Annotated in this window: 19 protein-coding genes; 6 read left to right on the forward strand and 13 right to left on the reverse strand. The window is 75.1% G+C overall.

Annotated elements, in window-relative coordinates:
• Nucleotides 1-104: 104 nt before the first annotated feature.
• Nucleotides 105-467 carry a hypothetical protein gene (locus tag G1H19_RS08510; RefSeq protein WP_152729906.1) on the reverse strand — a complete coding sequence of 121 codons (363 nt, stop codon included), beginning with the start codon at nucleotides 465-467 and terminating at the stop codon, nucleotides 105-107.
• Between the two features lie 188 nt (nucleotides 468-655).
• Between G1H19_RS08510 and G1H19_RS08515 the strand changes: the two genes are divergently transcribed.
• Complete coding sequence (locus tag G1H19_RS08515; protein ID WP_152729907.1) at nucleotides 656-1,015, forward strand: hypothetical protein; 360 nt, start codon at nucleotides 656-658, stop codon at nucleotides 1,013-1,015.
• A gap of 34 nt (nucleotides 1,016-1,049) precedes the next feature.
• Here G1H19_RS08515 and G1H19_RS08520 read toward each other — a convergent pair whose 3' ends face one another.
• From G1H19_RS08520 to G1H19_RS22575, 8 genes are all read right to left on the reverse strand, one after another.
• The gene (locus tag G1H19_RS08520; protein ID WP_235928065.1) at nucleotides 1,050-1,541 is read right to left on the reverse strand and encodes a hypothetical protein; all 492 of its coding nucleotides are present in this window, start codon (nucleotides 1,539-1,541) and stop codon (nucleotides 1,050-1,052) included.
• Nucleotides 1,538-1,954, reverse strand: coding sequence for a TadE/TadG family type IV pilus assembly protein (locus G1H19_RS08525; protein ID WP_162392752.1), 417 nt, complete (start codon nucleotides 1,952-1,954; stop codon nucleotides 1,538-1,540). The genes G1H19_RS08520 and G1H19_RS08525 overlap by 4 nt, the downstream gene beginning before the upstream one ends.
• Nucleotides 1,944-2,162, reverse strand: a complete 219-nt coding sequence (locus tag G1H19_RS08530; protein WP_152729908.1) for a hypothetical protein — start codon at nucleotides 2,160-2,162, stop codon at nucleotides 1,944-1,946. The genes G1H19_RS08525 and G1H19_RS08530 overlap by 11 nt, the downstream gene beginning before the upstream one ends.
• A gap of 19 nt (nucleotides 2,163-2,181) precedes the next feature.
• Entirely contained in the window at nucleotides 2,182-3,123 is a 942-nt protein-coding gene (locus G1H19_RS08535; protein WP_235928066.1) for a type II secretion system F family protein, read from the reverse strand.
• Nucleotides 3,120-3,983, reverse strand: coding sequence for a type II secretion system F family protein (locus G1H19_RS08540; RefSeq protein ID WP_162392753.1), 864 nt, complete (start codon nucleotides 3,981-3,983; stop codon nucleotides 3,120-3,122). Before G1H19_RS08540 ends, G1H19_RS08535 begins: the two co-directional genes overlap by 4 nt.
• Entirely contained in the window at nucleotides 3,980-5,230 is a 1,251-nt protein-coding gene (locus G1H19_RS08545) for a CpaF family protein (protein WP_162392754.1), read from the reverse strand. The genes G1H19_RS08540 and G1H19_RS08545 overlap by 4 nt, the downstream gene beginning before the upstream one ends.
• Nucleotides 5,231-5,415: 185 nt before the next feature.
• Nucleotides 5,416-5,832 carry a type II toxin-antitoxin system VapC family toxin gene (locus G1H19_RS08550; RefSeq protein WP_162392755.1) on the reverse strand — a complete coding sequence of 139 codons (417 nt, stop codon included), beginning with the start codon at nucleotides 5,830-5,832 and terminating at the stop codon, nucleotides 5,416-5,418.
• Nucleotides 5,829-6,434: a hypothetical protein gene (locus G1H19_RS22575; protein ID WP_193616511.1), complete on the reverse strand. Its 606-nt coding sequence runs from the start codon at nucleotides 6,432-6,434 to the stop codon at nucleotides 5,829-5,831. Before G1H19_RS22575 ends, G1H19_RS08550 begins: the two co-directional genes overlap by 4 nt.
• Before the next feature lie 241 nt (nucleotides 6,435-6,675).
• Here G1H19_RS22575 and G1H19_RS08560 point away from each other — a divergent pair, with 241 nt between their 5' ends.
• Nucleotides 6,676-8,787 (forward strand): S53 family peptidase, encoded by a 2,112-nt coding sequence (locus tag G1H19_RS08560; RefSeq protein ID WP_152729910.1) that lies wholly within the window; start codon nucleotides 6,676-6,678, stop codon nucleotides 8,785-8,787.
• Nucleotides 8,788-8,807: 20 nt separating this feature from the next.
• Here the strand turns inward: G1H19_RS08560 and G1H19_RS08565 are convergent, their stop codons facing one another.
• Nucleotides 8,808-9,008 (reverse strand): hypothetical protein, encoded by a 201-nt coding sequence (locus G1H19_RS08565; protein ID WP_152729911.1) that lies wholly within the window; start codon nucleotides 9,006-9,008, stop codon nucleotides 8,808-8,810.
• A 248-nt stretch (nucleotides 9,009-9,256) separates the two neighbouring features.
• On the opposite strand from G1H19_RS08565, the gene G1H19_RS08570 reads away from it, so the two are divergent.
• A complete protein-coding gene (locus G1H19_RS08570; protein ID WP_152729912.1) occupies nucleotides 9,257-10,195 on the forward strand; it encodes a quinone oxidoreductase family protein in 939 nt (312 codons plus the stop codon).
• A gap of 40 nt (nucleotides 10,196-10,235) precedes the next feature.
• Here the strand turns inward: G1H19_RS08570 and G1H19_RS08575 are convergent, their stop codons facing one another.
• The 3 genes from G1H19_RS08575 to G1H19_RS08585 form a co-directional block, all read right to left on the reverse strand.
• Nucleotides 10,236-12,218, reverse strand: a complete 1,983-nt coding sequence (locus G1H19_RS08575) for a glycosyltransferase family 2 protein (RefSeq protein WP_235909714.1) — start codon at nucleotides 12,216-12,218, stop codon at nucleotides 10,236-10,238.
• Nucleotides 12,219-12,344: 126 nt separating this feature from the next.
• The gene (locus G1H19_RS08580; protein WP_152729913.1) at nucleotides 12,345-13,049 is read right to left on the reverse strand and encodes a glycoside hydrolase family 16 protein; all 705 of its coding nucleotides are present in this window, start codon (nucleotides 13,047-13,049) and stop codon (nucleotides 12,345-12,347) included.
• A 19-nt stretch (nucleotides 13,050-13,068) separates the two neighbouring features.
• Entirely contained in the window at nucleotides 13,069-13,311 is a 243-nt protein-coding gene (locus G1H19_RS08585) for a hypothetical protein (protein WP_152729914.1), read from the reverse strand.
• A gap of 103 nt (nucleotides 13,312-13,414) precedes the next feature.
• Between G1H19_RS08585 and G1H19_RS08590 the strand changes: the two genes are divergently transcribed.
• The 3 genes from G1H19_RS08590 (at nucleotide 13,415) to G1H19_RS08600 (ending at nucleotide 17,268) form a co-directional block, all read left to right on the forward strand.
• Complete coding sequence (locus G1H19_RS08590) at nucleotides 13,415-13,639, forward strand: hypothetical protein (RefSeq protein WP_152729915.1); 225 nt, start codon at nucleotides 13,415-13,417, stop codon at nucleotides 13,637-13,639.
• A gap of 309 nt (nucleotides 13,640-13,948) precedes the next feature.
• A complete protein-coding gene (locus G1H19_RS08595; protein ID WP_152729916.1) occupies nucleotides 13,949-15,232 on the forward strand; it encodes a bifunctional glycosyltransferase family 2/GtrA family protein in 1,284 nt (427 codons plus the stop codon).
• Complete coding sequence (locus G1H19_RS08600; protein WP_152729917.1) at nucleotides 15,229-17,268, forward strand: ArnT family glycosyltransferase; 2,040 nt, start codon at nucleotides 15,229-15,231, stop codon at nucleotides 17,266-17,268. The genes G1H19_RS08595 and G1H19_RS08600 overlap by 4 nt, the downstream gene beginning before the upstream one ends.
• Nucleotides 17,269-17,340: the final 72 nt, after the last annotated feature.

Here is a 17,340-nt window from a genome sequence, read left to right on the forward strand (position 1 = left end):
CGCCTCAGCGTAGTCGCCGGGCCCGCACCCCGGACCGACGCGTCCGGGCTCGCGGACCAGGGTGTGCCCCCGGCCGGCTCCAGGGTCCGGGTGGGCTCCGGAGCTCAGGCGACGGCGTCCTGCCGGACGTCGTCGGCGGCGTGGCGCGGCGCGGGCAGGGCGGGGGTGTGCCGGCCGCGGGCCTCGTCGGCCTGACGGGTGAGGGTGCGGCGGGTCAGCTCGGCGAGCTCGATCTGCTCGTGCAGCACCTCGAGCTGGCGCTCCAGGCCGCGGACGACCTCGCGGGCGGCGCGGCGCGCGGACCCGGAGGAGAAGCCACCGCGGGGCAGGGTGCCCAGGGTCCAGATCTCGTCGGCCAGGCGGCGCTCGACGGCGGGCACCTGGGCGCGGGCGGCGGCGATGGCCTCGTCGGCGGCGCGGTAGGCCATGTCGCGGTGCATCGCGTCCCGCAGGTCCTGGTCGATCATGGTGGTGGCTCCTCGTCGGTGTGCTGCTCGTTGCTCCTGTGATCGGCGGCACTGCGGGTGGACTTGAGCGGGTGGCGCGAGCCGGTCTCCCACCTCGCGCGGGGCCGTTCCGCTGGGCCTCCGTCGGCGGGGTGGGCAGCGAGCAGACTCCCTGCTTGCCGGGCGCCGAGCTGGGTACCGGGCGCGGCATGAGCCAGCAACGGGACGCGGACCGAGACCAGGCCGCCCCTGCCCCGGGCGCGCAGCCCCGGACCGGCAGCGACAGCGGCGCCACCCAGGTGGAGGTGCCGATCGACCCGCACGCCAAGGTGCCGCTGCCCGTCGGGCGGCTGCTGCTGGACCTGGCCGTCTTCGCGCTCAGCGTGGGCCTGGGCATCGTGTTCTGGCACAGCGGGCGGACCATCGCCTACGCGCTGGTGCTCTTCCTCTTCGCCGCGCTCGCGCTGACCGACGTGGTCATCGTCATCCGGCGGGTGTCCCGCGGTGAGCCGACGGTGATCCCGGACGACGGCCCGACCCTGCTGGACGACTCCGCGCCGGCTCCCTGAGCCGGCACGACTGCTGCCCGCTGCCCCGCCGGGCTCAGCCGTCGACGTAGCGGTCGCGCTCGACGACGAACTGGCCGGTCGCGGTGTTGGTGTCCACGAACTCCGGCAGCAGCGGCACCCGCACGGTCACCGTGACGCACACGCTGAACTCCTCCCCCGGCGTCAGCGACGGCGTGTAGGAGCCGGCGGCGGCGCAGTCGGCTCCGGCCGGGGCGTAGGCCAGCCGGACGTCGGTGGCGTCCACCGCCTGGTCGGCCACCGCCAGCCGGACGGCGGCTTCGGCACGGGCCTGCCCGATGGCCGCGTCAGGCGCCGTGCCCATCGCCCGGCCCGCTTCGCGGGCCGCAGCAGTGGAGGCGAACACGCCGCGCTGCACCGCCGAGAAGCCGGCTACCAGGTACACCAGCGGCACGAACACGACCAGCGCGATGAACACGAACTCGACGATCGCCGACCCGCGCTCCCCCTCGACCATCCGGCCCCGCAGCCACGCGCTGCCCCGCCGCACCCACCGGGTGACGGTCACGGCGCCTCCTCCACCGACCGGCCGGTCACGTCCATCGGCAACAGGTCACCCAGCGCGGCGAACAGGCTGGGCACCGAGCCGGTGCAGCGCACGACGACGAGCGTCAGCCCGCTCGGGTCCTGCTGCTGGGTGGACGTGCAGTCCAGCCCGTCCGCGGTCTGCTGCGAGGTGGCCCGGGCGACCACCTGCAGGGTGCGGCCGGCGCCGGCGGAGCTGGGCACGTCGGCGTTGGCCGCGTAGCGGGCGCCGTCCTGAGCGCTGGCGGTGACCACGTTGCGCACGTGCGCGTAGACCGCGACCTGCAGCACCGCCAGCAGCAGTGCCACGACCAGCAGCGAGACGAGCACGAAGTCGACGACCGCACTGCCCCGCTCCGGGTCCCGTCCTGCGGGGGGCCGTCGTTCAGCGAGCACCCGTCACCGACGTCAGCGCGTTGGTCACCGCGGCGACGATCGCGGTCCGGAACGGCACCAGGATGGCGAGCACGAGCGCCGCCGTCATCACGGTGATCATGACCCAGCCGGGCACGTCACCGCGCTCGTGGTCGTCGTCGCGCAGCCGGGCGTCGAGCGCCGCGAGTCCGGCGGTCAGGGTGGTGAGCAGCGTGGTCAGGAACGGCATCCGGTTCTCCTTGGTGTGCTCACTGGGCGAGCGAGACGATGCTGATGAGGCCTGGGAAGAGGGCGAACAGGACGGTCACCGGCAGCACGAGGAAGACCACCGGGACCATCATCTGGATCTCCTTGCGGCCACCGACCTCGAGCAGCCGGCGCTTGCCGGCCTCCCGGACGTCGGCGGCCTGGGCGCGCAGCACCTCGGCGAGCGGGGTCCCGCGCTCGATGGCGACGATGACGCCGTCGACGAATCGGGCGAGGGCCTCCAGGGAGGTGCGGTCGGCGACCTGCTGCAGCGCGTCGACCAGCGGCACCCCGGCCCGGGCCCGGCCCAGGGCGCCGCCCAGCTCGCGGGACAGCTCACCGCCGGACAGCCGGGTGACCCGGGCGATCGCCGCCGTGGGGCTCTCCCCCGCGGTCACCGCGAGGGCCAGCAGCTCCGCGACCACGGGGAACTCCGCGAGCAGCACCTCCTCGCGGGCGTGCACCTGCTGGGTCAGCCACCAGTCCCGGCCGAGCACGCCGCCGACCAGGCCGGCCAGGCACAGCAGCGCCACCGACAGCACGTTCACCTCGGTGGCGGCCGCGACGCCAACCGCGCTGACCACCGCGCCGGCGAGCAGCCCGAGCGCCCCCCACACGACCTGCTCGACCCGGAAGTCCTCGACGGTCTGGCCGCTGCCCAGCGCGTCGAGCCGTCGCCGTACCGCGCTGCGGCCACCGAGCAGCCGGTCGACCAGCCGGGCGCCGTCGGTGAGCGAGGGGCCGACGATCCGCCGGACGGCGCTCAGCATGCCGGGCTCGGTGGCCGTGCCCAGCAGCCGGGACGGCGGCGGGGTGTCGTGCACGTAGGGGGCGATCCGGTCGACCAGTCGCACCGGTCGCAGCGGCGGCGCGTAGCAGAACAGCAGCACCACGCCGGTGGCCGCGGTGAGCCCCAGCAGCATGCCGACGAGGGTGGCGCTCACCGGAGCACCCGGATGTCCTGCGGCAGCTTCCCGATCCGCAGCATCAGCCGGTACGCGACCAGGCAGACCGCGCCGCCGACGACCAGGATCGCGGTGCCGACCGGGGAGTCGTAGGCCGACAGCGTGGTCTGCTGGGTGGCCAGCAGGAGCAGCACCACCCAGGGCGCGGCCACCGCCAGGCGCGCCGCGGACACCACCCAGCCCTGCCGGGTCTCGAGCTCGGCGCGGGCCCGGGCGTCCTCGCGCAGGAAGGTGGCCAGGGTGCGGAGCACCCGGCCGAGGTCGCTGCCGCCGACCTCGCGGGCCACCCGCAGCGTCTCGACGATGCGGTCGCCCACCGGGTCGGCCAGGTCGTCCTTGAGCCGGTCCAGGCAGGTGCTGAACCGGCCGGTGGACCGGTGCTCGGCGGCGAACCGCGCGAACGGTGCCCGCAGCACCTCGGGCCCGCGGGTGGCCAGCGCGGACAGCGCCTCGGGCAGCGACAGCCCGGCCCGGACGGCGGAGGCCAGGTTGTCCACCACCTCGGGCCACACCTCGCGCAGGTCGCTGCGCCGCTTGGTGGCCAGCCGGCGCACCAGCACCACGGGCACGGCGGCGCCGAACAGGCCGAACGCCAGGCTGATCGTGACGGTGCCGGTGGTGAGCAGGACGACGACGAGCGCGGCGAGCCCCAACGCGACCTGCAGCGCGGCGAGCTGGGCGGGGTTGATGCCGGTCAGCCCGGCTTCGGCCAGCAGCTGCCGGCGCCGTCCCGAGCGCTCGGCCGCCGGGCGTCGCTGGGGGGCGCGCGGGCCGCTGCGCCAGATGAGCAGCAGCCCGACGCCGAGCAGCAGCCCCAACAGCCCACCGGAGACGGTCACGCCGACCACCGCCCGGGCTCGCCCAGCAGCGCCGGCAGGTCGATGCCGAGGGCGGCGTACCGGTCGGGGTGCGGCGGGTAGCCGTCCGCGCGCACCAGCCGGCCCTCCCGGGTGGTGAACACGTCGGCGGTCTCGATGACGCCGTCCTCGGCGCGGCCCGGCAGGGCCACCACCTCGCGCACCCGGCGGTGCCCGGTGGCGTCGGTGCCCACGTGCACCACCAGGTCGACGCTGGCCGCGACCGTGGGCACCACGAACGCGTGGCCGATGTTGTCCCCGGCCAGCAGCGGCAGGGTGCACATCTTCACCACCGCCTCCCGGGCGGAGTTGGCGTGCAGCGTGCACATGCCCGGCAGCCCGGAGTTCAGCGCGATCAGCAGGTCCAGGCACTCCTCCTGGCGCACCTCGCCGACGATCAGCCGGGACGGGCGCATCCGCAGCGCTTCCTTGACCAGGCGGCGCAGCGGGATCTCCCCGGCGCCCTCCAGGTTCGGCTGCCGGGTCTGCATCGACACGACGTCGGGCAGCGGCACGCGGAGTTCGAAGACCTCTTCGCAGGTGATCACCCGTTCCCGGGCCGGGATCGCCGCGGTCAAGCAGTTCAGCAAGGTGGTCTTGCCCGCCTGGGTGCCGCCGGAGACCAGGATGTTCAGCCCGGCGGCGACCGAGGCCTCCAGGAACCGGGCGACCTGCGGGGTCAGGGTGCCGAAGCCGACCAGCTCGTCCAGGCTGTGGGCCTGCAGCACGAACTTGCGGATGTTCACGGCCATGTGCCGGCGGGTGATGTCCGGGATGACCACGTGCAGCCGGGACCCGTCGGGCATCATCGCGTCCACGAACGGCTGGCTCATGTCCACCCGGCGGCCCGAGGTGCGCAGCATCCGCTCCACCAGGTCCGCCAGCTGCGTCGGCCCCAGGATCGTGGTGGTCAGCTCGCTGCGCCCGCGCCGGGCCACGAACACCCGGCCCGGCTCGTTGACCCAGATCTCCTCGACCTCCGGGTCGTCCAGCCACCGCTGCAACGGCCCGAACCCGGCCACCCGGTCCAGCACGTCGCGCACCACACCGTCGGCGTCACCCAGCGCCGGCAGCGCCGAGGTCATCGACCGGTCGGCGTAGTCGCTGACCACCTCGCGCACCAGCAGCCGGATCGGGGCCGGGTCGGCGAACGGGTCCAGCCCGCGCCGGCGGATCAGCTCCCGCACCTCACCGTCGACCACGTCGAGGGCACTGGTCGCAGCAGGCACCGAGTTCCCCTTCCGCTGCAGGCACCGGACGCGCCTGACCCGCGGAGGTTAAGGAACCCAGCGGCCCCGCGGGACCCGAACGGGGCCACCTGTGGACAACGCCACCACTCTGCGCGCACGACTCCACCCGACCGGGTGAACCAGCACGTCAGCCCGGCGAGGCGCCCGGGCGCGGTCGGCGACGGTCAGTCAGGCAGCAGGGTGAACGCGGTCACGTGGTCGGGCCGGACGACACCGAAGTGCCGCCGGTCGAAGGTGGCCACGCGCTCGATCCCCAAGCGCTCGGCGATGGCGACGACCGAAGCATCGGTCCCGCCCAGCCCGAGGTCGGCGTACTGCTCGGTCAGCTCAGCCATCCGCACGAGGTCGACAGGCCACAGTTCGGCCAGCTGGAGCTCACCCGCAGCGAAGGACCGCAGGAACTGGGCCTCGGACCGCGGACTCACGCGCTCACCCAGCAGGTAGCAGACCTCGGCGACGACCGTCGGTGGCACGAGCAGGACCTCCGTCGGGAGCCCTGCCACGAGTTCGACGGCGACGCCGTGCAGATCGTCCCGACCGTTCGCCAGCGCCACGATGACGTTCGTGTCGACCAGGATCACGCCTGGCCGAAGCCCTTCAGGTACTCGTCGGTGTTCCGGGCCAAGTCCGACTCGCCGTCGCCGGTCGCGGTGAAGCTCAGTCGCCGTCTCGGCCGGTCTTCTGCGGACGCGGTCTCATCAGGTCGACCGCCGGACTGGGCGGACGCCGGTACGACGTGCAGGCGCTGTCCCGGCCGCACGCCATGGCGCCGCAGCTCGGCCAGCAACTCGGACCCGTCCTCTGGGACCGTCAGATCCCACCCGTCCGCAGCGCTCACGACGGTGAGAGTAGCCGCGAGACCACCGACGGGTGGATCTGGACAGCGGCCGGAAGCCCTCAGCGTGAGTAGTTGGGCGGGGTTGATGCCGGTCAGCCCGGCCTCGGTCAGCAGCTGCCGCCGCCGTCCGGAGCGCTCGGCGGCCGGGCGTCGCTGGGGGGCGCGCGGGCCGCTGCGCCAGATGAGCAGCAGCCCGACGCCGAGCAGCAGCCCGAGCAGCCCACCGGAGACGGTCACGCCGAACCCGGAGATCGCCGACGCCACCGCGGTGAGCACCAGCAACCCGTTCAGCCGAGGCGCCTGCAGGTCCTCGTCGTCCCTCGTCGGCGCGGTCCTGCCGGCCATGTGCACTCCGCCCAGCTCGCACGACCGGCCTCGTCCTGACCGACTGCTCGACTGCGCGGTGCCCGGACCCGGTCCGGCGGGAACCGACCGGTGCCGGAGGCGGTCACCCGCCGTGCCGACCGCTCACCGGCCACGACGCCGGCTGACAGCCGACTGGCAGCCGACCGCCAGGAACGGGTGATTGCATCCCGCAACCAGCGCCGCCACGGGGGTGGGGCTGAACCCCCGAGGAGCGGGTGCCATGCGCCGATCGACACGCCTGACAGCACTCACCGGGGCGGTGTGCCTCGCCCTGGCGGTGGGCTCCGTCAGCGCGGCCACCGGCGCGCTCGCCGCGCCCTCCCGGGGCGCCCTGCCCACCAGCGTCCCCAGCTGGGCCACCGCGTCGGCGCTGCGCGGTGCCGCCCCGGCCGGCGACGTCGTGCACGCCCGGGTGTACCTGCCCTGGCGCGACCAGGCCGGGCTCGACGCCCTGGCCACCGCGGTGAGCACACCCGGCTCGCCGTCCTACGGCCAGTACCTGAGCCCGCAGCAGTTCCGCTCGCGCTTCGCCCCCTCCCAGCAGGACGTCGCGGCCGTGCAGCAGTGGCTCCGCTCCGCCGGGTTCAGCATCGCCGACACCCCGGACAACGGGCACTACGTCGCCGTCGAGGGCACCGTCGCCCAGGCGCAGGCGGCCTTCGGCACGACGCTGGGCCTCTACTCCACCCACGGCCGGACGCTGCGCGCCCCAGAGAGCGCCCCGTCGGTCCCCGCGGCACTGGCCGGCACGGTCTCGGCGGTGGTCGGGCTCGACGACGGCGCGACGCTGCTGGCCCCCGACTCGACCACCGGCAACGGCAACGGCAACGCCCAGAGCAACGGCAAGGGCAACGGCCAGACCCACGGCGCCCCCGGCGTCGGTTTCCGGGCCGGCCAGCCGTGCGCGTCGTACTACGGCTCCTCCACCGTGACCACCAGCTCACCGGTGTACGGCGACACCAGCACCCCGCTGGCGCCGTGCGGCTACACCCCGGCCCAGGTCCGCGGGCTGTACGGGCTGACCCCCGGTGACACCGGCGCCGGCCAGACGGTGGCCTTCGTCGGGGCCAACGCCAGCCCGACGATCGTGCAGGACGTGACGCGGTACAGCTCCCTGCACGGCCTGCCGGCACCGTCCATCCAGCAGCAGGTGGCCCCCGGCACCTACCGGCACCCCGACACCCCGCGGCAGACCCCCGGCGACTTCTACGGCGAGCAGACCCTGGACGCCGAGGCCATCCACACGATGGCGCCGGACGCGACGCTGCTCTACGTCGGCTCCGCCAACGCCGGCCAGGACTTCGACGCCAGCATCAACGCGATCGTCGACAAGCACCTCGCCGCCACCCTCTCGATCAGCTACGGCTTCAGTGGCGAGCAGGTGCCGCAGGGCTTCGTCACCAGCCTGTCCAACACCTTCGAGGAGGCCGTGGCCACCGGCGTCGGCGTCTTCGTCTCCAGCGGCGACTCCGGTGACGAGGTCGCCGCGACCGGGGTGGCACAGCCGGACTTCTACGCCGACAGCCCCTACGTGACCGCGGTCGGCGGCACGTCCGCAGCCGTCGTGCCCACCGCCGGCACGGCCCCGCTGACCAGCGACAGCCCGCTGTTCGGCAACGCCGGCGGCAACGCGCTCACCGCGGCGGCCAACTGGACCCGCGGCTTCGAGACCGGCTGGCAGACCTCGCAGGACGCCCTCTCCGGCACCATCGCGCGGGCCGCGTCCGGGGCGCCGACCTACACCGCCGACGGCACCCTGGCCCAGCCGCTGCCCGCGCCGTTCACCGGCGGCGCCGGCGGCGGGGTGAGCACGGTCTTCGCCAAGCCCGCCTACCAGTCGGCGCTGCCCGGCTCGGGGCGGCTCGTGCCCGACATCAGCGCCCTGGCCGACCCGAACACCGGGTTCCTCGTCGGGCAGACCCAGCAGTTCACCACCGGGGTGCAGTACGACGAGTACCGGATCGGCGGGACGTCGCTGGCGGCGCCGCTGATGGCCGGGCTCGCCGCGGTGGCCGACCAGCGGGCCGGGCACGCGCTGGGCTTCCTCAACCCGCGCATCTACGCCGTCTACGCCGGCACGCCGTCGGCGCTGTACGACGTCGACCAGTCCGACCTGTCCTGCGGCGGCCGCGCCTGCACCGCGGCGGACCCGCTGCCGGCGGTGGTGCGGGTCAACTACACCGACAGCGAGAGCGCCGCCGGCGGGCTCACCCTCAGCGTGCGCACGCAGGAGACCCCGCTGACCACCCTGCACACCGTGCGGGGGTACGACACCGGCTCCGGGGTCGGCACGCCCGACGGCGACGCGTTCCTCGCGGCGCTCCTGCGGTGACCCCCACGCCCGTGGGCGGGTCAGACCCCGGGCAGGCCCGCCCACACCGACGTCATCGCCCGGACGAGCAGGTCCTGGTAGGCCGCCACCATCACCACGGTGCCCACCGACGCCAGGCCGGCCAACGCCCCCCAGTGCGTCACCTCGCCGCGCTCGTCGTCACGGACCCGTACGACCACGGCGGTGAGACGGTCGGCGGCGGCCCGGATCGAGGTGCGCAACGCTTCTCCTTCGTCAGGACCAGCACCCACCCAGGGCGGCCGGTCGATGCTCCGAGGCTAGGGCGTACGAGACCGCCCGTTCCCGTGGTCCACCCCCTCGTGGGCAGGGATTCCCACCACGGAGCGTCACATCGCACCGATCGGGTGACGGATCCGGACCGCAGTGGTCCGGTCGCCGGTCACCCATCGTCACGGGCACCGGGGACGGCTCGGGCGCAGGCAGCCGCGGCATGCGGTAGGCAGGGGGCATGAGAGCAGCCGGTGTGACCGAGTTCGGCGGGCCCCAGGCCCTGCACATCGTCGACGTGCCGGCGGAGCCGCTGGGCCCGGGGCAGCTGCGCCTGCGGGTGACCGCGGCCGCGGTCAACCCGACGGACACCCACGCCCGCTCCGGCGCCTACGCGGGCCGGGACCCGGTGAAGCAGCCGCCCTTCGTACCCGGCATGGACGTCGCCGGGGTGCTCACCGGGATCGGACCGGACACCGCGACCGACCTCGCCGTCGGCGACCGGGTGATGGGCATCGTGGTGCCCACCGGAGCGCACGGCGGCTACCGGGAGGACATCGTGCTGCCCGCGGGGTCCGTCGTCCGGGCGCCGGCCGGGGCGAGCGACGAGCAGGCGGCCACCCTGCCGATGAACGGGCTCACTGCCCGGCTCGCGCTGGACCTCATGAGCCTGCAGCCCGCGCAGACCCTCGCCGTCACCGGGGCGGCCGGCTCGTTCGGCGGGTACGTCGTGCAGCTCGCCGTCGCCGAGGGGCTCACCGTGGTCGCCGACGCGTCAAAGGCCGACGAGGAGCTGGTGCGCGGGCTCGGCGCACAGCACGTGGTGCGCCGTGGGGACGACGTCGCCGACCGCGTCCGGGAGCTGTTCCCCGACGGCGTCGACGGGCTGGCCGACGGCTCGGTGCAGGACGCCCGGGTGCTTCCCGCGGTACGCGACGGCGGCACGGTGGCCACCGTGCGCGGCTACCGCGGCGACGGCTCCCGCGACCTGCGGGTGCACCCGGTGCTGGTGCGGCGCTACGCGGAGGAGCGCGAGGCCCTGAACCGGCTGCGCCGGCAGGCCGAGGACGGCGTGCTCACCCTGCGGGTGGCCGCCACGTTCCCGGCCGAGCAGGCCGCCGAGGCACACCGCCGGCTCGAGGCCGGCGGCGTGCGCGGACGGCTGGTGCTCACCTTCTGACGAACAGCCCGGCGCCCCGCGGGACGCCGGGCGCGACCGGCTACAGCACCGCCGCCTGCTCGACGGCCGCCACCCCGCCCAGCGGCCGGCGGGCCGGGGTGGCGGCCAGCAGCGCCGCGGCCAGCTGCGACCGGCTGACCAGGCCCTCGGCCACGGCCAGGTCACCCAGCCGGAGCCAGGACGCGTCCCGGGTGGCCTGCAGGTCCAGCAGGTCGCGCAGCTGCTCGACGGTCAGCACGCCCTGCTCCACCAGCACGTCGCCGATCCGGCGGGTGCGCAGGACCGGTTGCACCCGGGCCACCAGCGCCGGCACCGTGTCGGCCACCCGGCTGAGCGCGAGGTGCACCACCGGGGCCAGGCACACCAGCGCGGTGACCGCGGCCCAGAACAGCAGGGTCACGTACTGGTGGCCCAGCGCCAGGCCGGTGCCGATCGCGGCCGCCGCGACGGCCAGCCACAGCAGCTGCGGGCGGAAGGTGCGCCAGGTGTCCCCGGTGGCCGCCGAGCCCTTCGCGGTGACGACGTACACCAGCGGCCGGCCCGCCAGCTGCGCCGCGGCGGCACCCGCGTAGACGGCGCCGGTCACCAGGTCCAGCGCCGTCCCGGTGAGGTTCCAGCTGCGCCGCTCGTGCTCGGCCAGGTTGAACCGCCGCAGCAGCTGGAAGACCCCGAAGCCCACAGCCAGGTTCAGCACCAGCAGCGACACCCACAGCGTGGCCGGCAGCCGGGTCACCGAGACACCGCCGAACAGGTAGAGGGAGAAGATCGAGATGCCGGCCAGCCAGCTCACCGCCGTCAGCGGGTAGTGCGCCTGCAGCGCCGCGTAGGCGATCCGCTGGCTGCGGCGCGGCATCTGCGGAACCACCCGGAACGAGTGCTCGCGGATGACCTCCCACATCCCGTACGCCCAGCGCTTCTGCTGGCTGAACCAGTCGCTGTAGGTCACCGGCCCCTCCCCCACGGCCAGCACGTCCGGCGTGGAGACGCCCGTCCAGTGGTTGCCGGTGTCCGGGTTGACCTTGGTCAGCACCGTCATGCCGGTGAGGTGGTCCTCGATGATGCTGTCCTGGTAGCCGCCCATCGAGGCCCACGCGGCCGGCCGGTACAGGTGGTTGGTGCCGATCAGCACCGGGATGCCCAGGCCGTTGGCCCCGCGCTGGGTGACCGCGCTGAACCCGTAGGACATCTGCGCCGAGCCGCGGGCCACGAACGACTCGTCCTGGTTGCCGTACACCTGCGGGGCGACGACGTACCCGACGTCCGGGTCGGAGAAGTAGCCCAGCGTGCGCTCCAGGAAGTGCGGGAACGGCACGTGGTCGGGGTCCATCTGGGCCACCACGTCGTAGTCGGCGGCGTGCTGCTCGCGCCAGCTGTTGTGGTTGCCGTGCTTGGTGCGCGCCTTGTACGCGCCGGCCTCGGTGTTCCAGCGGGCGACGCCCTTGCGGCTGAAGTGCTGCACGCCCAGCTGCTCGCACGCCGCGCGCACCTCCGGGCTGTCGCCCTCGTCCAGCAGCCACACGTCCATCTCCCCGTCGTGCCGGATGCGCTGGATCGCCCGCAGCGTGGTCAGCACCAGCTCCAGCGGCTCCTTGCCCGGCACGATCGTGGTGAGCACGGCGACCTTCAGCCCCGGCGCCGCCTGCGTCGGGATCGGGTCGCGGGCGTGCACCAGGAACCAGGTCGCCACCCACGTCCGGAACGCCGACACGGCCTGGATCAGCAGCAGCACCGCGAACCCGAGGACGACGACGGCGCCCAGCAGCGGCCCGTCGTCCAGCACCGGCAGGTGCGAGGGCCACAGCAGGACGACGACCAGGGCGAACGTCGTGGCCAGGTGCACGCCACCGGCGGCGACCATCGCCGCGCGGGTGCGCGGCTGCAGGGCCGCCCGGTAGCGCACCACCGGCGACCAGGGCGCCAGCGGCCCGGCCACCTCCGACGACGCCCGGCCGTACAGCCGGCCCCTCTCCCGCCGCTCGACCGGCACCACCATCGGCGGCACGCTGCCCATCGCCCTGGTCATCCGGATCGATCCACCTCTGCTCGGCAACGGAGGTCGCGTCCCGGACCTCCGTCCCCGGGCATCGGACGCCGCGGTCACGCTGTGCAGCCGAGCAGGGGGCGGCGCACCCGGACGGGTGAGGCCGGCTCAGCCGTGGAGGCGCACCCAGTCGACGACCATCGTCACGACCGGCGGCGTCGAGGCGTCCGGTGGGCCGGGCCAGTGCCCGCCCACCGCCACGTCGAGCAGCAGGTGGTGCGGGCCGTCGCACGCCCACGAGCCGCCCGGCGGGACGTCGTCGGCCGACACCACACCGGTCACCACGTCGTCGACGGAGAACACCACCTGGTCGGGCCCGCAGTCGGCGGCGAACACGTGGAACCGCTCGCTCAGCGGCGGCCCGGGCGGGACGGGCACGCCGCGCTGCCAGTGCCCGCCGTCCCGGTCGGCGCCGTGCACGGTCTGCACCCGCACGGCGCCGTCCCCGACGGTCTCGATCAGGTCCACCTCGCCGCACCGCGGCCAGCCGACCTGGGGCAGCGACTCACCGAGGGTCCAGGCGGCCGGCCAGATGCCGGTGCCGACCGGCAGCCGGGCGCGCACCTGCACCAGCCCGTGCCGGACGCTGCGCCGGCCCGCGGTGTGCACCCGGGCCGACGTCCAGGTGCCGTCGTCGTCCCGGCGGGCGGTGATCAGCAGGTGACCCGCGCCGTCGAGGGCGACGTTGGACGGGTCACCGGTGTACGTCTGCAGCTCGCCGTTGCCCCAGCCACCGGCGCCGGTCGCCGGCGTCCAGGAGGCGGGGTCGGGCGGCGCGCCGGGCGGCCCGGCGAAGTCGTCGGCCCAGACCAGGCGCCGCCCGCCGACCCGCTCAGGCCTGACCGCTGGTCACCTGCGCCTCCTGGGTCGGGCGGCTGCGTTCCTCGCCCAGGATGCGGCTGAGGTTCGCCGCGACCGTGTCGGCGGCGATGGCGCTGATGGTGAGCCGCAGGGTCTCCCCCAGGCTGTCGGCGCTGCCGGCCAGCTGGTCGCGTTCGGCGATGAACGCGCGGTGGTCGGCCAGTGCCTGGTCGCGGGCCTTCTCGATGTTGCGGACGAGGACGTCGATCTCCACAGGAGGACCGTAGACACCCGGGGCCCCCGGCGCAGCTCCCGGCCCCTCCCGGCACCCCCCGGACTCCGGGTGTGGAGCGCGGCACACGGGTAGGGGCAGCGGCATGAGCGATGACCTGATCTGCGGTGACCACCTCCTGCGCCGGGACGGCGACACCCTCGCGATCGGCCGGCGCACCGGCGACGACGTCGTCTGGCTGGACGACGTCGCGATCGGCCTGCTGCCCGAGCCGGCCCGCGCGGCCCTGGAGCGCGGCGACACCGACGACGCCGCGCTGACCCTCGCCGTCCGCTCGATCGTGCAGGCCGAGGTCGAGCGCGGCGGGTGAGCCCGGGCCGCAGCTGCCCGGATCCAGAGGCGCCCGCCGGGCAGCACGGCCGGGCGGGGTCCTCCGACGCCGGGACTGGGGCATGGCCCCGGCGCCGTCGGTGCCCTCAGGATGACCCGGACCGGACGGCGTCGACAGCCCAGTCGTGACACGCCCCAGGTCCGCTGACCTGGCGCGTGCGTCTGGCGACGGTGCGCGATCCCGCTCCGTGCCAGCACGGGGACGCCGGTCGCACAGGGCATGCTCAGCCGCGCCTGGGTGCGCCGCCAGGCGGGCGCCCGACGGTTGCGACATGCCACCGACGGACCCATGTCAGCCGTGAGCCTCGGCGCGCAGGCCCGCGCCGTCACCCCTGCCCCTGCCCGTCCACCCGTCCTCGACGTCGTCGTCCCCGTGCACAATGAGGAAGCGGGTCTGGAGCCCTGCCTGCGGAGGCTGCACGACCACCTGTCACAGCAGCCCTACCCCTTCCGGATCACCGTCGCCGAGAACGCCAGCACCGACGGCACCGTCGCCGTGGCACGCCGGCTCGCCGCCGAGCTCACCGGGGTGCACGTCGTCGTCCTGCGCGAGCCGGGCCGCGGTCGCGCGCTGCGCACCACCTGGCTCGCCTCGGACGCCGACGTGCTGGTCTACATGGACGTCGACCTCTCCACCGACCTGGCCGCGCTGCTGCCGCTGGTCGCCCCGCTGATCTCCGGGCACTCGGACCTGGCGATCGGCACCCGGCTGGCCCGGGACTCCCGGGTGGTGCGGGGGGCGAAGCGCGAGTTCATCAGCCGCAGCTACAACCTGCTGCTGCGCGGCACGCTGGCCACGCGGCTGTCCGACGCGCAGTGCGGGTTCAAGGCCGTGCGGCGCGACGTCGCGCACCGGCTGCTGCCGCTGGTCGAGGACGAGGGCTGGTTCTTCGACACCGAGCTGCTGGTGCTCGCCGAGCGCAGCGGGCTGCGGATCGCCCAGGTGCCGGTCGACTGGGTCGACGACCCGGACAGCCGGGTGGACGTGCTCGCCACCGCGCGCGCCGACCTCGCCGGCATCGCGCGGATGCTGCGGGCGCTGAGCACCGGCCGGCTCCCGGTCGCCGACCTGCGGGCCCAGATCGGCCGCCGCCCGCTGACCGACCCGGTGCCCGGCGTGCCCACCGGGCTGGTCGGCCAGCTCGTCCGGTTCGCCGTGATCGGCGTGCTCTCCACGCTGGCCTACCTGGTGCTCTTCGTGCTGCTGCGCACCGTCAGCCCGGCGCAGGTGGCCAACCTGCTCGCGCTGCTGGTGACCGCGGTGGCCAACACGGCGGCCAACCGGCGGGTCACCTTCGGCATCCGCGGCTCCGGCGGCCGCGCCCGCGCGCAGCTGCAGGGACTGGTCGTGTTCGGCCTGGGTCTCGCGCTGACCAGCGGCGCGCTCGCCCTGCTGCACTCCGGCGCGGGCACCCCGAGCCGGCTGCTGGAGCTGGCCGTCCTGGTGGTGGCCAACGCGCTGGCCACCCTCGTGCGCTTCCTGCTGCTGCGGGCCTGGGTGTTCCGGCACCGCACCCCGCACGGCGGCACCCCGTCGTCGACCACCCGCAGCGACCTGGAGGACGCCCGATGAGCACCGTCACCACCGCGCCCCCCGGCCCGGCGGGTCCCGCCTCACCCGGGCTGCCCGCCGCGCCGCCGGCGGCACCGCGCTCCCGGCTGCAGCGCCTGCTCCGCGGCCGGGTGGACGACCCGGCGTGGGTCCGCCCGTCGCTGGCCGGGCTGCTGGCCGGCACCGGGCTGCTGTACCTGTGGGACCTGTCGGTCAACGGCTACGCCAACAGCTTCTACGCCGCCGCCGTGCAGGCCGGGACGCAGAGCTGGGAGGCGTTCTTCTACGGCTCCTCCGACGCCGCCAACTCGATCACCGTGGACAAGCCGCCGGGGTCGCTGTGGATCATGGAGCTCTCCGGCCGGGTGTTCGGCTTCAGCTCCTGGTCGATGCTCGCCCCGCAGGCGCTGATGGGCGTGGCGACCGTCGGGCTGGTGTACCTCGCGGTGCGCCGGGTGAGCGGCCCCGCCCTCGGCCTGCTCGCCGGGCTGGTCATGGCGCTGACCCCGGTCGCCGTCCTGATGTTCCGGTTCAACAACCCGGACGCCCAGCTCGTGCTGCTGATGACGGCCGCCGCCTACGCCACGGTGCGGGCGGTGGAGCGGGCCTCGCTGCGCTGGCTGGTCGGGGTGGGGGTGCTGCTGGGCCTCGCGTTCCTGACCAAGACCCTGCAGGCGGTGCTGGTGCTGCCCGGCTTCGCGCTGGCCTACCTGGTGGCCGCACCCACCGTGCTGTGGGCGCGGGTCAGGCACCTGCTGGTCGCGGGGGCGGCGTTCTGCGTCTCCTGTGGCTGGTGGATCGCCGTGGTCGAGCTGGTGCCCGCCGACAGCCGCCCCTACATCGGTGGCTCCGAGGGCAACTCCACCTGGGAGCTGATCTGGGGCTACAACGGCCTGGGCCGGATCTTCGGCGAGGGCTCCGCGGCCGGCGGCGGCGGTGCCGGCGGGTTCAACTCGGACACCGGGCTGACCCGGATGTTCGACAGCTCGGTCGGCGGCCAGATCGCCTGGCTGCTGCCCGCGGCCCTGGTGCTGCTGGTCGGCGGCCTGGTCGCCGTCGGCCGGGCCCCCCGCACCGACCTGCGCCGGGCCTCGCTGCTGCTGTGGGGCAGCTGGCTGCTGGTCACCGCCGCCGTCTTCAGCTTCATGCAGGGCACCTTCCACCAGTACTACACCGTGGCCCTGGCCCCGGCGATCGCCGCCCTGGTCGGGATCGGCGGCCGGCTGCTGTGGCAGCGCCGGGCGCAGGCGTGGCCGCGACTGGTGCTCGCGGGCACCGTGCTGGGCACGGCCGTGTGGTCGGCGGTGCTGCTGTCCCGCACCCCGGACCACCTGCCCTGGCTGCGCTGGGTCGTCGTCGTGGCCGGGGTCCTGGCCGCCGTGGCCCTGACCGTCGGGCACCTGCCGGTGCTGGGACGCCGGGGCGTGCTCACCGGGCTGGTGGCGGCCCTGCTGGTCGTGGGTCTCGGTGGGCCCGCCGCCTACGCCGCCAGCACCGTCAGCACGCCGCTCACCGGGTCGGTCGTGACCGCCGGTCCCGCGGGTGCCAGCACCGGCGGGGGCTTCGGTGGCGGCCCCGGCCGCGCCGGGGGCGGCCCGCCGGCGGGCATGCAGCCGCCGCCCGGCGTGGACGCACCCAGCGGGGCCGGCACCGGAGACGGCGCCGGAGCCGCGGGCCGACCGGGCGGCGGTGCAGGGCCCGGCGGCGAGGGCCAGGTGAGCGACCAGGTCACCACCCTCGTCGCCGAGGACGCCGACTCCTACACCTGGGCGGCGGCGACCACCGGCTCCACCAGCGCCGCGGGCTACCAGCTGGCCACCGGCGACCCGGTGATGGCCATCGGTGGGTTCAGCGGCAGCGACCCCTCACCGACGCTGGCGCAGTTCCAGCAGTACGTCGCCGACGGCGAGGTGCACTGGTACGTCAGCGGCAGCGGAGCCGGCGGTCGTGGCGGCGGCGGGACGGCCGGCGAGATCAGCACCTGGGTCGCCGCGACCTTCACCGCGACCACCGTCGACGGGGTCACGCTCTACGACCTGACCCAGCCGGCCGGCTGACCCGCCCGGCCGGCCCCGGCACGACGACGGCCCCCACGCCTGGGCGAGGGGGCCGTCGGTGCCGCGGGGACC

This window comes from Goekera deserti (assembly GCF_010685995.1).
Taxonomy (GTDB): Bacteria; Actinomycetota; Actinomycetes; order Mycobacteriales; family Geodermatophilaceae; genus Goekera; species Goekera deserti.

Coding starts and splice junctions, on each gene's coding strand:
- G1H19_RS08575 (WP_235909714.1), bottom strand. CDS start 12,218: ATGACCAGGGCGATGGGCAGCGTGCCGCCGATGGTGGTGCCGGTCGAG.
- G1H19_RS08600 (WP_152729917.1), top strand. CDS start 15,229: ATGAGCACCGTCACCACCGCGCCCCCCGGCCCGGCGGGTCCCGCCTCA.
- G1H19_RS08595 (WP_152729916.1), top strand. CDS start 13,949: ATGTCAGCCGTGAGCCTCGGCGCGCAGGCCCGCGCCGTCACCCCTGCC.
- G1H19_RS08515 (WP_152729907.1), top strand. CDS start 656: ATGAGCCAGCAACGGGACGCGGACCGAGACCAGGCCGCCCCTGCCCCG.
- G1H19_RS08590 (WP_152729915.1), top strand. CDS start 13,415: ATGAGCGATGACCTGATCTGCGGTGACCACCTCCTGCGCCGGGACGGC.
- G1H19_RS08560 (WP_152729910.1), top strand. CDS start 6,676: ATGCGCCGATCGACACGCCTGACAGCACTCACCGGGGCGGTGTGCCTC.
- G1H19_RS22575 (WP_193616511.1), bottom strand. CDS start 6,434: ATGGCCGGCAGGACCGCGCCGACGAGGGACGACGAGGACCTGCAGGCG.
- G1H19_RS08530 (WP_152729908.1), bottom strand. CDS start 2,162: ATGCCGTTCCTGACCACGCTGCTCACCACCCTGACCGCCGGACTCGCG.
- G1H19_RS08570 (WP_152729912.1), top strand. CDS start 9,257: ATGAGAGCAGCCGGTGTGACCGAGTTCGGCGGGCCCCAGGCCCTGCAC.
- G1H19_RS08510 (WP_152729906.1), bottom strand. CDS start 467: ATGATCGACCAGGACCTGCGGGACGCGATGCACCGCGACATGGCCTAC.